At 67.6% G+C, this 13850-nt stretch carries 11 protein-coding genes; 8 read left to right on the top strand and 3 right to left on the bottom strand.

Annotated features, from left to right (window positions below; all coding sequences use genetic code 11):
• Nucleotides 1–4 precede the first annotated feature (4 nt).
• Nucleotides 5–1330, bottom strand: coding sequence for an MFS transporter (locus NCR37_RS15180; RefSeq protein WP_250473689.1), 1326 nt, complete (start codon nt 1328–1330; stop codon nt 5–7).
• 574 nt (nt 1331–1904) lie between these two features.
• Here NCR37_RS15180 and cobA point away from each other — a divergent pair.
• The 8 genes from cobA (at nt 1905) to NCR37_RS15140 (ending at nt 12783) form a co-directional block, all read left to right on the top strand.
• On the top strand, nt 1905–2678 hold the full coding sequence (gene cobA / locus NCR37_RS15175; protein WP_250473688.1) for a uroporphyrinogen-III C-methyltransferase: 774 nt from the start codon (nt 1905–1907) through the stop codon (nt 2676–2678).
• A gap of 106 nt (nt 2679–2784) precedes the next feature.
• Nucleotides 2785–3360, top strand: coding sequence for an ANTAR domain-containing response regulator (locus NCR37_RS15170; protein ID WP_250473687.1), 576 nt, complete (start codon nt 2785–2787; stop codon nt 3358–3360).
• Between the two features lie 20 nt (nt 3361–3380).
• Nucleotides 3381–4508 (top strand): CmpA/NrtA family ABC transporter substrate-binding protein, encoded by a 1128-nt coding sequence (locus tag NCR37_RS15165; protein ID WP_250473686.1) that lies wholly within the window; start codon nt 3381–3383, stop codon nt 4506–4508.
• A gap of 416 nt (nt 4509–4924) precedes the next feature.
• On the top strand, nt 4925–5518 hold the full coding sequence (locus NCR37_RS15160; RefSeq protein WP_250473685.1) for a DUF2760 domain-containing protein: 594 nt from the start codon (nt 4925–4927) through the stop codon (nt 5516–5518).
• Nucleotides 5515–7398 (top strand): Hsp70 family protein, encoded by a 1884-nt coding sequence (locus tag NCR37_RS15155; protein WP_250473684.1) that lies wholly within the window; start codon nt 5515–5517, stop codon nt 7396–7398. Before NCR37_RS15160 ends, NCR37_RS15155 begins: the two co-directional genes overlap by 4 nt.
• Nucleotides 7399–10218, top strand: a complete 2820-nt coding sequence (locus NCR37_RS15150; RefSeq protein ID WP_250473683.1) for an Hsp70 family protein — start codon at nt 7399–7401, stop codon at nt 10216–10218.
• A gap of 139 nt (nt 10219–10357) precedes the next feature.
• On the top strand, nt 10358–10516 hold the full coding sequence (locus tag NCR37_RS15145; protein ID WP_159834431.1) for a hypothetical protein: 159 nt from the start codon (nt 10358–10360) through the stop codon (nt 10514–10516).
• A gap of 257 nt (nt 10517–10773) precedes the next feature.
• Nucleotides 10774–12783, top strand: a complete 2010-nt coding sequence (locus tag NCR37_RS15140) for an ATP-binding response regulator (RefSeq protein ID WP_250473682.1) — start codon at nt 10774–10776, stop codon at nt 12781–12783.
• Here NCR37_RS15140 and NCR37_RS15135 read toward each other — a convergent pair.
• Both NCR37_RS15135 and NCR37_RS15130 read right to left on the bottom strand, forming a co-directional pair.
• Entirely contained in the window at nt 12770–13447 is a 678-nt protein-coding gene (locus NCR37_RS15135; RefSeq protein WP_250473681.1) for an alpha/beta hydrolase, read from the bottom strand. The genes NCR37_RS15140 and NCR37_RS15135 overlap by 14 nt on opposite strands.
• A gap of 12 nt (nt 13448–13459) precedes the next feature.
• A complete protein-coding gene (locus NCR37_RS15130; RefSeq protein WP_250473680.1) occupies nt 13460–13849 on the bottom strand; it encodes an MAPEG family protein in 390 nt (129 codons plus the stop codon).
• Between the last annotated feature and the right edge of the window lies 1 nt (nt 13850).

Here is a 13850-nt window from a genome sequence, read left to right as displayed (position 1 = left end):
TTCCTCAGTGGGCAACGCCGTTATTGACTGCGAGCGCGCTTTCGCGCAGCGCGGCTTCGCGGGCCTTGTGTTCGGGAGAGAAGCGCACGGCGATGGCGCACAGCGCGGAGCCCGCGACCAGCACGCCGAGCAGCGAGAGCGTCTGCTGCACATTGCCGACGCCCTTCATCAGAAAGCCCGCAGCCACCGCGCCCGCATTGCCGCCCGCGCCGATCACGCCGGCCACGCCGCCGAGCGCCTTGCGGTCGATGAACGGCACGAGCGCATACGTGGCGCCGCATGCCATGTGCGTGAAGAGACCGAACGCGATCATTGCGATGACGGCGAGCGCGATGCTGTCCGCGTGAGCGAACGCATAGAGACCGACGCCCTCGCCCGCGATCAGCACGAAGAGCAGCGTCGCGCGTATGTCGAGGCCGCGCCGCGCGGCGGCTTTATCCGAGAGCCAGCCGCCGAGGGCGCGGGCGAACAGTGCGAGCAAACCGAAGCTGCCCGCCGCCATGCCTGCCTGACCGAGCGACAACCCGAAGTGATCGACGTAATAGACCGCCGCGATGTTGTGGATGAACACCTCGACGCCGAAGCACGCGCCATACGTCACGAAGAGCATCCATACGCGATAGTTCGCGCAGGCGGTGAGAAAGCTCTGCCAGCCGCCCTTCTTGCCGCCGTCGATGGCGATGCCGGCGCGACGCAATTGCGCGAAGTCGCCTTGCGGGCAGTCCTGCGTATAGCGCCAGTAGAAGAAGGCCATCACAGGCATCGCCAGGCCCGGCACGATCAGCGCGATACGCCATGCCGAGGCTTCGCCTGCGCCCAATGCAATCGCCGCCGCCACGAGCAAGGGCACGACGGCTTGCGCCGCGCCCGCGCCTGCGTTGCCCCAGCCCGCGGTCGTCGCGTTGGCCGTGCCCACGACGTTCGGCGCGAACATCACCGACGTGTGGTACTGCGTGATGACGAAGCTCGCGCCGATCGCGCCGATCGCGAGACGGCACCACAGAAAGCTGTCGTATCCCGTGGAAAGCGCCGCGCCGATGACCGGCACCGCGCCGACAAGCAACAGCGCGCTATACACCTTGCGCGGGCCGAAGCGGTCGCACATCGGGCCGACCACGAGCCGCACGAGAATCGTCACCGCGACCGCTGCGATGTTGATGTTGGCGATCTGGTCCGCGTTGAGTCCGTATTCATGCTTGATGAGCGGCATGAGCGGCGCGCACGCGAACCACGCGAAGAAGCACACAAAGAACGCCATCCACGTGAGATGGAAGGCGCGCATCGGCGCCGTGCGCAAGCTGAAGAGATCGATCCGGGTGGCTTTATCCATCGTCTTTCCGCAAAAAGAAAGGCGTCCCGCGCATCCGGCCGATGGCCAGATGCAGGGGACGCCGTTGTCCGTGCCCACTTGGCTTCAATTCGCCGGGCGCTATGTTCAGGACGGATCGCCGTTGATCCGATGGCGAGACTAAAGGCAAGGGCTATGCCATGCGCGTGGCATCGTCCGCTCTCGCTTGCGGCATAAGGCTGTGAGCGCAAGGCGCACTCGTTGCGTGCATCCATCGCGCGTCGCATTCGGATGCACGCCGGCACAGCGATGGTGCGACGCAGCACTCATCGCGTGCGAAGGGCGATTCGCTGCTTCGTGTGTACGCACCGGTTAGCGCACGCTGATCTCCACTGTTCACGCGACTTCTTCATGGCGGATGGCATCCACACAGAAAATGGCCCGCTTATTGCATTGGAAAGAACGCCACGGCAACGGCGCCGTTGGCGCATGAGTATTGACGGATCGAACGCACCGACTGCGAACCACGGACAACGGCGTCCCTCGTGCCCGACACGAGCGGACGCTTTCCGCGTTCGCCGCGCCGATTCCAGCAACATGCGATACAGGACCGAATATGAGCACCACTCCCGCGAAGAACCCAGGCAAAGTGACGCTGCTGAGCGCAGGCCCGGGCGACCTCGATCTGCTGACCATCCGCGCCGCCAACGTGCTCGCCGCAGCGGACATACTTCTGCTCGACGACCTCGCGAATCAGGACATCGTCACGCTGGCGCCGCGCGCTCGCGTGATTCGCGTGGGAAAACGCGGCGGCTGCAAGTCCACGCCTCAGGCGTTCATCGAGCGCCTCATGCAGCGTTACGCGAAGAAGGGCCTGCACGTGGTGCGCGTGAAGGGCGGCGACGCGCTGTTGTTCGGTCGCGCAGGCGAGGAGTTGACCGCGCTGCGCGGCGCGGGCATTCCGGTGGACATCGTGAACGGGGTGTCGTCGGGCTTTGCGGCGGCGGCGAGTCTCGGCGTGTCGCTCACGCATCGCGACCATTGCCAGGGCGTGACCTTCGTGACCGCGCACATGCAGGACCACGGCGAGCCGGACTGGCGCGCGCTTGCGGCCACCGGCATGACGCTCGCCATCTACATGGGGATGAGCCGCATTGCGAGCATCGCGGCGACGCTGCTCGACGCGCTGCCCGCCGGCACGCCGGCGGCGGTCGTGCAGCACGCGGGCTCGGCGCATGAGCAGCGGCTCGTGACCACGCTCGATCGCCTTGCCAGCGATGCTGCCGCAGCCGGGCTTGGCAGCCCGGCAGTGATCTTCGTGGGCGGAGCGATCGGCGAAGCGGTCGAGTTTGCGGCGCGCCGCGAGCCCGGTTTCGCTCACGCGGCCTGAGCGACGCCGTCATGCGGCCTATGCCATTCGGCCAGGTTTTCGTTCGTGGCGCCGTGCGTTAGAGTCGAATCCACCGATACCCCGAACACCGCTTTCCGTTCAACAGATGCTTCGCGTCCTACTCGTCACCGACACAGCCAAGCCCATCGGCGATCTTCGCGATCAGCTCGCCCGCATGGGCTATGAGATGCTCGCCGAGGTCGCCGCGCCTGCCATGCTGCATGCGGCCGTCGAGAGCCAGAAGCCGGATGTCGTCATCATCGACACAGACTCCCCTTCGCGCGACACGCTCGAACAGCTCGCGGTGATGAACCAGGCCGCGCCGCGCCCCGTGCTGATGTTCAGCAACGACGCGAACCAGCAGTTCATCCGCGCGGCCGTCGGCGCGGGCGTGACAGCCTATTCGGTCGAGGGCCTCGCGCCGGAGCGGCTCGCGCCGATCATCGAAGTCGCGCTCGCGCGCTTCGCTCACGAGGCGCGACTGCGGCTGCGGCTGGAACAAGTCGAGAACGAACTCGCGCAACGCAAGCTCATCGACCGCGCAAAGCGCTTGCTGATGGAACGGCGCGGCATGTCGGAAAACGACGCTTATGCCACGCTGCGCAAACGCGCGATGGATCAGGGCATGAAAGTCGCGGAAATCGCCCGTCAGCTTCTTTCCGTGGCCGACCTGCTCGGTTAGACAGTACTCCCAATCAAGTCATGAATTCGCCCAAATCCGCTTCATCTGCCACGCACGCGCCCGAACGCACGCATCTGCGGCTCGGCTTCGTCGCGCTCAGCGACGCCGCGCCGCTCGCCGCCGCCGCGCTGCGCGAGATGGGACAGCGCCACGGCATCGAAATCGAGTTGTGCCGGCAGCCGTCGTGGGCCGTCGTGCGCGACAAGCTTCTGTCGGGCGAACTCGACGCGGCGCACGCGCTCTACGGGCTCGTCTATGGCGTGCAGCTCGGCATCGGCGGGCCGCAAGCCGACATGGCCGTGCTCATGGTGCTCAATCGCAACGGGCAGGCGATCACGCTGTCGAATCCGATTGCCGACGCGATCCGCGAAGGTGCAAGCGTGAAGGACGCGCTGGCATCGCTCGATCGCGTGCCGGTTATCGCGCAGACGTTCCCGACCGGCACGCATGCCATGTGGCTCTACTACTGGCTGGCGGCAAATGGCGTGCATCCGCTGCGCGACGTGCGCAGCGTGGTGATTCCGCCGCCGCGCATGGCCGAGGCGCTCGCCGAAGGCACGCTCGACGGCTTCTGCGCGGGCGAGCCGTGGCACGGTGTCGCCGAAGCGCGCGGCGCGGGACGCACGGTCGTCCATACGAGCGAGATATGGCCGGATCATCCGGAGAAGGTGCTCGCCTGCCGGCGCGATTTCGTCGCGCTTTACCCGAATACCGCGCGCGCGCTGGTGCGCACGATGCTCGACGCGTGCGCGTGGGTTGACCGACCCGAGCACCGCGCGGAGATTACGCGAGCGTTGGCTTCGTCCGACTTGCTGAGCGTGCCGCGCGAACTGATCGCTGCACGGCTCGGCTCGCCGCGCGGCATCGCGCCGGTGCGCTTTTTCGATGAAGGCGCGGTCAACTATCCGCGCGCCTCCGAGGGCTTGTGGTTCATCACGCAGTACCGTCGATGGGGCATGCTCACCGACGAGGGCGACGACGCGGCCGTTGCCGCCGCCGTGAACCAGACCGCTCTGTACCGCGAGGCGGCGGGCGCTTCGGGCGTGCCGATTCCTGCGGAAGGGCAAGCCGCGACCCTCTGCGACGGCCGCGTGTGGGATGGCCGCGATGCGGTGGCGTATGTGCGTGGGTTTGATGTGAGAGCCTGAAGCCGCGCCGATCACGCCGGAGATAGCGCATTCAGCAAGAATCGGTGTGCGGAGCCGCGTCGGGCGATGCGTGCCCCCCGCACCAACCCGCACCCCGCCTCGCCCCGCCTTGACTTACCCCCGCAAATCCCGAGAATGAGCGCCGCCGCCACGCGCGACGCCCCCGGCGAGCGGCCAGCCCAAACCCGCCCGCGAGGATGTTTTCCCGCGTGATCCGCAACTTCATGGACAATAACGGGATGAGGCACGAACGCCCCGGCGTTTCCTGCTCTCGTCTCACCGGCGCGCGATGCATCTCGCGCCGACGCAGCATCCACGGCAACCGGCCCTTTGTGGCCGGTCAGCCACCGAACTCGGCCACCCGCGCCGCCCGAGGATGAGGTCGTCCTCGAACGCGGCCTACAGGAGCATCATCCATGACCGACATGAATCCGTCCTTTTTCGGCCGGCTGTCCATCGCTTTTGGCACCTTTTTCGGCATTCTCGGCAACAGCGCGTTCGCCGGCCGCGTGCAGCGTCTGCGCGAAGCGCCCGACGCGCCCGAAGCGCCCATCAAGACGCCCGCGCCCGCCGCAGCGCCCGTAGCGCCCGTTGCCCCGGCAACGCCCGCGCCCTCGCCCTTGAAGGAAGCGAGCCCGGTCGCCGCGCTCCAGTTGCTGGGCCTGCTCCAGCGCGACGCGCGCTTCATCGATTTCGTCGAGGAAGACATCGCCAATTACAGCGACGCCGACATCGGCGCGGCCGCGCGCCTCGTGCACGACGGCTGCCGCGCCGTGCTACGCGAGCACTTCACCATCAAGCCGGTGCGCAGCGAAGCGGAAGGCAGCCGCATCACGCTGCAAGACGGCTTCGACGCAAGCGCCGTGCGTCTCACGGGCAACGTCGTCGGCAAGCCGCCGTTCAACGGCAGCATCAGCCATCGCGGATGGAAGGTCGAGGCAACGCGCCTGCCGAAGCTCGCCGAGACGCATGACGCGAGCATCGTCGCCCCGGCGGAGGTGGAGCTATGAGCGACTTCGACCAGCAAAACACGCCGCGCTATTCGATCGGCGTCGATCTCGGCACGACGCATTGCGCGCTGTCGTACGTGGATTTGTCCGCGAGCGACGGCGAAAAGACCGCGCAGGGCGTGCTGTCCATCGCCCAGTTGACCGCGCCCGGCGCCGCCGAGGAGCGCGATCTGCTGCCGTCGTTCCTCTACTTGCCGCATCCGAACGAACTCGCGCCCGGCGACCTGACGCTGCCGTGGACGCAGGACCGGCCCTTCATCGTCGGCGAACTGGCGCGCAGCCGCGGCGCGGGCACGCCCATTCGGCTCGTGTCGAGCGCGAAAAGCTGGCTATGCCACCCCGGCGTGGACCGGCGCGCCGCGATCCTCCCGGCCGACGCGCCCGAGGAAGTCGAGCGCGTGTCGCCGCTGGAAAGCTCGGTGCGCTATCTGACGCATCTGCGCGAGGCGTGGAACCACGCGCATCCGGACGCGCCGTTCGATCAGCAGGACGTCACGGTGACGATCCCCGCCTCTTTCGATCCCGCCGCCCGCGAGCTCACGGCCGAAGCGGCCGCGGCCGCCGGCTACGCGCGCATGACGCTGCTCGAAGAACCGCAGGCGGCGCTCTATAGCTGGATCCAGAAGTCGGGCGGCGGCTGGCGCAAGCAGGTCAAGGTGGGCGACGTGATTCTCGTCGTCGATGTCGGCGGCGGCACGACCGACTTGTCGCTGATCGCGGTGGTCGAGCGCGAAGGCAATCTCGAACTGCATCGCGTGGCGGTCGGCGAGCACATTCTGCTCGGCGGCGACAACATGGACCTGGCGCTCGCGCACGTCGTCGCCCGCAAGCTCGCCACTCAAGGCACGCAGCCCGATCCGTGGCAGTTGCGCGCGCTGACCTACGCGTGCCGGTCGGCAAAGGAAACGCTGCTTTCCGATCCGAATACCGACACGGTGCCGCTCGTCGTGCCGAGCCGCGGCTCGAAGCTCATCGGCGGATCGCTGCGCACCGAACTCACGCGCGCCGAGCTCACGCAGATTTTGCTCGAAGGCTTTTTCCCGCAAGTGGATGCGTCCGCCCGCCCGGTGACACGCGCCCGCGTCGGTCTCACGAAACTCGGGCTGCCGTATGCGCAGGATGCGGCCGTCACGCGCCATCTGGCCGCGTTCCTCGGCCGGCAAGTGAACGCGCTCGCCGAAGTCGAGGGCATCCAGCGCGAAGTGCCGCCCGGCGCGACGCTCTTGCACCCCACCGCCGTGCTGTTCAACGGCGGCGTGTTCAAGTCGCACTTGCTCGTCGAACGCGTCATGACGACGCTCAACGCGTGGCTCGCCGCCGAGAACGCGCCGCCCGCGCGGCTGCTCGAAGGCGCGGACCTGGACCTCGCCGTGGCGCGTGGCGCGGCGTATTACGGCTACGTGCGGCGTGGCAAGGGCGTGCGCATTCGCGGCGGCACGGCGCGGGCGTATTACGTGGCGGTCGAATCGGCCATGCCGGCCGTGCCTGGGCTCGAGCCGCCCGTGTCCGCGCTCTGCGTCGCGCCGTTCGGCATGGAGGAAGGCACCGACGCGGCATTGCCGGCGCAAGAGTTCGGGCTCGTCGTCGGCGAGCCGGTGCATTTCCGCTTCTTCGGCTCGTCGGTGCGCAGACAGGATCAGGTCGGCACGCTGCTCGATTACTGGCAGCCGGACGAATTGCAGGAACTGGAGGAAATCGAAGCATCGCTGCCGTCCGAAGGACGCACGCCGGGCGAGGTGGTGCCGGTCAAGCTGCACGCGCGCGTGACCGAAGCCGGCACGCTGGAACTCGAAGCGGTCCCGCGCGGGTCGCAGGAACGCTGGAAGGTCGAGTTCGACGTCCGCGGCAGCGCAAACGCGGATCACGGCGCGGGCCTGTAAGTGTCGGCGCGCAAGAAGAAGCCGTCGGCGGCGTCGGGCGCGCGGTATCGCGTCGGCATCGACCTGGGGACGAGCAATACCGTCGTCGCCTATGCCGAGGCCGGTTCGAACGATATTCGCGTGTTCCCCGTCGAGCAGCTGGTCGGTCCCGGCGAAGTCGCCGCGCAGCCGCTGCTGCCGTCGCTGCGGTATCACCCCGCGCCGGGCGAGCTCGCGCCGGGCGACGTGCAATTGCCCTGGCCGCCGGCTTTCGCGACCGAGCCGCCTGCGGTCGTCGGCCGCCTCGCTCGCCATCTCGGCGCGCAGGTGCCGGGGCGGCTCGTGTCGAGCGCGAAGAGCTGGCTTTCGCATGCATCGGTGGATCGCGTCGCGCCGATCCTGCCGTGGGGCGCGAGCGACGATGTCGCCAAGGTTTCGCCCGTCGCCGCGAGCGCGAGCTATCTCGCGCACGTGCGCGCCGCGTGGAATCAGCAGTTTCCCGACGCGCCGCTCGAAGCGCAGGACATCGTGCTGACCGTGCCCGCTTCCTTCGATGAAGGCGCGCGCGCCCTCACCGTTGAAGCAGCGCGCATGGCCGGGCTTCACGCGCTGCGGCTTCTCGAAGAACCGCAGGCCGCGTTCTACGACTGGCTCTTTCACCACCGCGAAACACTTGGCGACGAACTCGCGAAGACGCGTCTCGTGCTGATCTGCGACGTCGGCGGCGGCACGACCGATCTCACGCTCATTCAGGTCGAAGCCGGCGACGGCGAAGAGCCGCGTCTTACGCGCATCGGCGTCGGCAATCACCTGATGCTCGGCGGCGACAACATGGACCTCGCGCTCGCGCATCTCGTCGAGAAGCAGCTCGCGGGCGGCGACGGACGGCTGTCGGCCGCGCGGCTGTCGCAGCTGGTCGAGCGGTGCCGCGCCGCCAAGGAGCAGTTGCTCGGCGAAAACGCGCCCGCGTCGGCGTCGATCACGCTGCTCGGCGCGGGATCGAAACTGATCGGCGGCGCGCGATCGGCGGAGGTGACGCGCGAAGAGATCGAACGGATCATCGTCGAGGGCTTCTTTCCGCTGGTGTCGGAGAACGAGCGGCCGGGCCGCACGCGCGCCGGCATCGTGGAATTCGGGCTGCCTTATGCGAGCGATCCGGCGATCACGCGACACGTCGCGGCGTTCCTCGCGCAACATGCGACGCCTTCGCGCGAAGCGTTGCGCGAAGCTTCGAAAGCCGATGACGCGCTGCCCGTTCCCGACACGCTGCTTCTGAACGGCGGCGTCTTTCGCGCCGCCCCGCTCGCGCGACGCGTCGCTGATACGCTCGGTCACTGGCGCGGCGAGCCGGTGCACGTGCTCGCCAACGACGATCCCGACGTGGCCGTCGCGCGCGGCGCGGTCGCCTATGCGCTCGCGCGCGCGGGCCATGCGCCGAAGATCGGCGGTGGCTCGGCGCGCAGCTACTTTCTGCTGCTGGACGAAGACGGCGACGCGTCGCGCGGCGTCTGCGTGCTTCCGCGCGGCACAGAAGAAGGCCTGGCGATCCATCTCGCCGATCGCACCTTCGCGCTACGACTCGGCGCGCCCGTGCGCTTTCACCTCGTCTCGTCAGTGGCGGATACCGCGTACCGGGCAGGCGAAATCGCCGATGTCAGCGCCTCGGCCGGCGACTTCGTGCGCCTGCCGCCGATCGCGACGGTCGTCGATCCGCGCGGCCACGCGAGCGCCGGCAAGCCCAGCGAGACGCCTGTGCAGCTCACGACATCGCTCACGGAAGTCGGCACGCTGGAGATGCACTGCATCGCCACCGACGATCCCGCGCAACGCTGGCTGCTCGAATTCCAGCTGCGCCGCGAAGAACCGAAGGGCGAGGCCGCCGTCGGAGAGACGCATCCGGCGCTGCCGAAAGCCATCGAACTGATCGACCGCACCTTCGGCACGCGCGCGCAGGACGTCGCCCCGAAGGAAGTGAAGCGGCTGCGCGCCCAGCTCGAGCAGGCGCTCGGCCCGCGTGACACATGGGACATCGCGCTCCTGCGCGAATTGTTCGGCGCGCTCTGGGACCGCGCGAAGAAGCGTCGGCGCAGCGCGGACCACGAACGCCTGTGGCTGAACCTCGCGGGCTACGCGGTGCGTCCCGGCTTCGGGCATCCGCTCGACGAATGGCGCGTCGAGCAGTTGTGGACGCTCTTCGATCAGGGCATTCAGTACGTCAACGAAAACCAGATCTGGTCGGAATGGTGGACGCTCTGGCGGCGCGCGGCGGGCGGGCTCGATGAAGCCGCGCAATTGCGCCTGCTCGACGACATGGCCTTCGTGCTCCAGCCGCCCGGCACGAGCCGTTATCGACGCGCGGCGGGCGCGGCCCGCGCGGGCTACGAGGACATGGTGCGGCTCGCGGCATCGCTCGAACGCGTGCCGGTCGAGCGCAAGATCGAGGTCGGCGAGTGGCTGCTCACGCGCCTGAAGAAGCCTTCGGAGAATCTGCAAAGCTGGTGGGCGGTCGGGCGCATCGGCGCGCGGCAGCCGTTCTATGGCAGCGCGCATGGCGTCGTGCCGCCGGAGGTCGCCGCGCGCTGGCTCCATGCGATCCTCGCGCTCGACTGGAAAAAGGTCGAGCCTGCGGCATTCGCGGCGGTGCAGATCGCGCGCATGACCGGCGACCGCTCGCGCGATGTCGCGGACGACGTGCGCGCCGCCGTCATCGAACGGCTCACGACGCTAGGCGCCGCGCAATCGTGGATCGCGATGGTGAGCGAGACCGTCGCGCTCGATCGCGCCGACGAAGGCCGCGTGTTCGGCGAGACCTTGCCGGCGGGGCTCAAGCTGATCGGCTGAACGGCTCGCGCGCCGGGCATTTAATTGCTTCGCTCTCAGAAGCGTTTTCGCGCCCGGACTCGTGATCGCTTGAATAGCGGCTGCACGCGTCCTAAGGTTATCAGTGTGTCGCTTCGACACTCACTGAAGGAGGTCCACCATGCCATCCCCGCGTAAGGCTCAAGCGAGCCATCCCGCCGACACGGAAATGTCGAGCCGCAAGAAAACCGCCGGCACCAAGGCGTCCACCGCGAAGACCGCCGGCGCGAAGGAAATGAGCGTCGGCAAGCGCACCACGAAAGCGAAACCGAAGTCGTAAGTGGCCGGCTGGTACCGCGCTCGACCGCGCGGGGATCGGTCACGGCTGTCCTTCGAAGCGGCGAGCGGCAAGCCATAGCAATCGGTCCGCTCGCCGTTCGGCTTTCTGAGGTCCGCTTAGAGCCTGCGCCGCCCGATCTCCGAGACCGCAGTTTTTGCCGCACGCAGCGGATGTGCCCGCAAAAAAGGCGTTGCCACATGGCAGCGTTCATCTAAAGTAGTTAACCTCCCTTGCACCGCTCTTTCGAGATCCCGACGATGGCCGTCCCGCCACGCGCCGCCTCCGTGCGCGCTGAAGGAATCCTGACCGCCGCCGCCCGCGAAGCCGGCGCGAGTCTCGTGCGCAACCTGTCGATCCCGGCGCCGTTCTCCGACGCCGCGCTCGAAGCGCAGTTTCTCGAAGACCACAGCCAGCGGTTCTGCGCGTTCCGGCGCGCGTCGGCGCTGCTCGCGCTCGTCATCTGGACATGCTTTCTGTGGTGGGATTTCAGCTTCGTGCGCGGCAACAAGGCGCTCAACGTGCGGCTCGCCGACATTCTGGCGCTGCGCTTCGCCGGCGTCGCGCTCCTGATCTGCGTCGGCTTTCTGGTGCTGCGGCCGTCGTTTCGCTCGCACGCGACGGCGCACCGCGTCATCCTCACCGGCATTTACGGCCTGCTGTGCCTCATCCTGACGATGGTGGCGATCACGCCCGCGCCGTACAACTACACGCAATACTTCATCGGCCTGTACCTCGCGCTCTTCTTTCAGTTCAGCTTTTTCTATCTGCGTTCGCGCGCCGCGCTGATCGTCGGCGTCATCACGATGGCCTCCGTCGTCTTCATGCAGATCACGGTCGGGCTGCTCAACGCGGAAGATTTCTTCGCCGGGCTCTTCTATATGTTCAACGTCGTGGTGGTCGGGCACGGCGTCTGCGCGCACGCCGAGCGCGTGTCGCGGGAACGCTATCTGGCCGAGCGCGCGCTGGCCTCGCTCAACGACGAACTGCGCGGCGCGAACGGTTCGCTGGAACGCAAGAACCGCGAACTTGAAATCGCGAAGAAGGATCAGGAGACGAAGACCAACGCGCTGCTCGCGCTGCGCGAACAGCAGATGATCGCCGCGCAGACGGCGAGCCGCGAGAAATCCAACTTCCTCGCCGCCGCGACGCACGACCTGCGGCAGCCGATGCACGCGCTCAATCTCTTTCTGCAAGCGGCCGCCGAAGCCATTCGCAACGAGGAATTCGATCAGGCGGAGCGGCTCATCAACGAATGCGGGCGCTCGTCTGTGATTCTCGCGCGCCTTCTGAACGCCGTGCTGGACTTGTCGCGGCTCGAATCGGGGCGCGTCGTGCCGCGCTATCACGTCTTCGATGTCCGCGAGATCGTCGAGGAAGCCGCCGAGCAGTTGCGCCCGTTCGCCCGCAGCCGTGGCGTGGACTTGCGCCTGCGCCTGCCGAAAGACGATGTCGTATGCGTGCGCAGCGACGCGCACTGGCTCGGCCGCGCGGTGGCGAATCTGGTGTCGAACGGCATCAAGTACGCGGATACCGCCAAGCGCGCGAAGCCGACGGTGATCGTCGGCGTGGTGCGCTCGCCGACGCGCGCGCGTATCGACGTGCTCGACAACGGCATCGGCATACCGGCCGACTACTTCGACGCCATTTTTCAGCCGTTCTTTCAGGTCGATAATCCGGAGCAGGATCGCGACAAGGGGCTGGGGCTCGGCCTGTCGATCGTGAATGCGGTGATTTCGATGCTCGACGAACATCGCATCGAGCTAAAGTCCGCCGAAGGACGCGGCTCGCGCTTCTCGGTGGATATTCCACTGTGCGGGCCGTCTCCCGATCAGCCGTCCGCGCGCGCGCCGGCGCGCTCCGAGGCCGCGGAAGCTGCGCAGCTGGACGGGCGCTATGTGCTGCTCGTGGAAGACGACGGCCTCGTCCGCGCCTCCACCGAGGCGCTGCTCTCGCAGTGGGGCGTGCTCTACGACTCGGCCGCGACCTTCGAAGAATACGAAGCGATGCTTGCCACCATCGAACGCTTTCCCGATCTCATCATCACCGACTACCGCTTAGGCGATGCGAAAACCGCCCGCGAAGTGGCGATGCTCGGCGCGCGCAAGCTTGGGCGCGCGTGCCCTTGCCTCGTCGTGACAGGCGAGCCGGCGGCGACCATCGTGCCGCTCGCCTGCGACCACGACGTGCTGAGCAAGCCCGTGAGCCCGGCCGAACTGCGTCGCGGCATGGTGTCGATGATCGAGGCGAACGCGTTCAACGGCCGGTGAGCCGCGCCGCGAACCACGCCCGCAGCGCTTCGACTTCTTCCATGCAGACCGTATGCGCCATCGGGTACGCGTGCCAGTCCACGGCGCAACCGTGGCCGCGCGCGAACTCGCACGCTTCCTCGCCGAGCCGCACGTCGAGCACGTCGTCGAAGCTGCCGTGCGCGGCGAACACCGGCGCGGCGCGGTTCGCTTCGCTGATCGAGGCGTCGATCAGACCTGGCGACGGAATATAGCCCGACAGCACGATCAGGCCCGCGAGCTTTTCCGGATGCGTGAGACCGGCGTGATACGTCATCGCGCCGCCCTGCGAAAAGCCGGCGATGAAGATGCGCTCGGTCGGAATGCCGCGCGCGTTCTGCCCGGCGATCAGCTCCCGCACGCGCTCGACCGACGCTTCGATGCCCGCTTCATCCACCTTCCGGTTGATGCCCTCGAACGACAGGATGTCGTACCACGCGCGCATCACGTAGCCGTTGTTCGCCGTGACCGGAATCTCCGGCGCGTTCGGGAAGACAAAGCGCACGGCGGGCGCATCCGCGAGGCGCAGTTCGGGCACGAGCGGCACGAAGTCGTTCGCGTCGGCGCCGAGGCCGTGCATCAGAATGACGGCGAATTCGGGATTCGGCGCAGTTTCGATTTCCACCACCGACGGTGAATCGCTCATGAGCACTTCTCTCTAAATAATGGGAACGAGGATCTGAATGATGCCCACCACGGAAACCAGCCACGCGAGCGAGCGCAAAAACGGCACGCCCGCAGCGTACAGCGGCACATAGACCACCCGCGCGACGAAGTAAGCCAGTGCGCCGTAATGCGTGAGCGGGTTCTCGCGCCCGGTCACGTGGACGATCAGCACGGCCACCGCGAAGACCGGCAGCGTCTCGAAGAGATTCGACTGCGCGCGCATCAGACGCGCGGTGAGCTTGGCCGGCGGCGGCGCGGGGCCGTCGCGCGGGCCGGTGTTGTATCGGATGCCGGTTTCGCGGTTGCGCAAGAGCGCCGGCAGCAGCACTTGCACCAGCGCGAGCACGAGCGTCCAGGCCAGCATCGTCAGTTCGAAACTCATG

The organism is Caballeronia sp. GAFFF1 (genome assembly GCF_023630705.1).
Taxonomy (GTDB): domain Bacteria; phylum Pseudomonadota; class Gammaproteobacteria; order Burkholderiales; family Burkholderiaceae; genus Caballeronia.
Note: the sequence above shows the minus strand (reverse complement) of the source record. Positions and strands in the feature narration are given on the sequence as shown.

Bases quoted from the DNA above. Each gene is read 5' to 3' on its own strand.
- NCR37_RS15180 (WP_250473689.1), bottom strand. From the start codon at position 1,330: ATGGATAAAGCCACCCGGATCGATCTCTTCAGCTTGCGCACGGCGCCG.
- cobA (WP_250473688.1), top strand. From the start codon at position 1,905: ATGAGCACCACTCCCGCGAAGAACCCAGGCAAAGTGACGCTGCTGAGC.
- NCR37_RS15170 (WP_250473687.1), top strand. From the start codon at position 2,785: ATGCTTCGCGTCCTACTCGTCACCGACACAGCCAAGCCCATCGGCGAT.
- NCR37_RS15165 (WP_250473686.1), top strand. From the start codon at position 3,381: ATGAATTCGCCCAAATCCGCTTCATCTGCCACGCACGCGCCCGAACGC.
- NCR37_RS15160 (WP_250473685.1), top strand. From the start codon at position 4,925: ATGACCGACATGAATCCGTCCTTTTTCGGCCGGCTGTCCATCGCTTTT.
- NCR37_RS15155 (WP_250473684.1), top strand. From the start codon at position 5,515: ATGAGCGACTTCGACCAGCAAAACACGCCGCGCTATTCGATCGGCGTC.
- NCR37_RS15145 (WP_159834431.1), top strand. From the start codon at position 10,358: ATGCCATCCCCGCGTAAGGCTCAAGCGAGCCATCCCGCCGACACGGAA.
- NCR37_RS15140 (WP_250473682.1), top strand. From the start codon at position 10,774: ATGGCCGTCCCGCCACGCGCCGCCTCCGTGCGCGCTGAAGGAATCCTG.
- NCR37_RS15135 (WP_250473681.1), bottom strand. From the start codon at position 13,447: ATGAGCGATTCACCGTCGGTGGTGGAAATCGAAACTGCGCCGAATCCC.
- NCR37_RS15130 (WP_250473680.1), bottom strand. From the start codon at position 13,849: ATGAGTTTCGAACTGACGATGCTGGCCTGGACGCTCGTGCTCGCGCTG.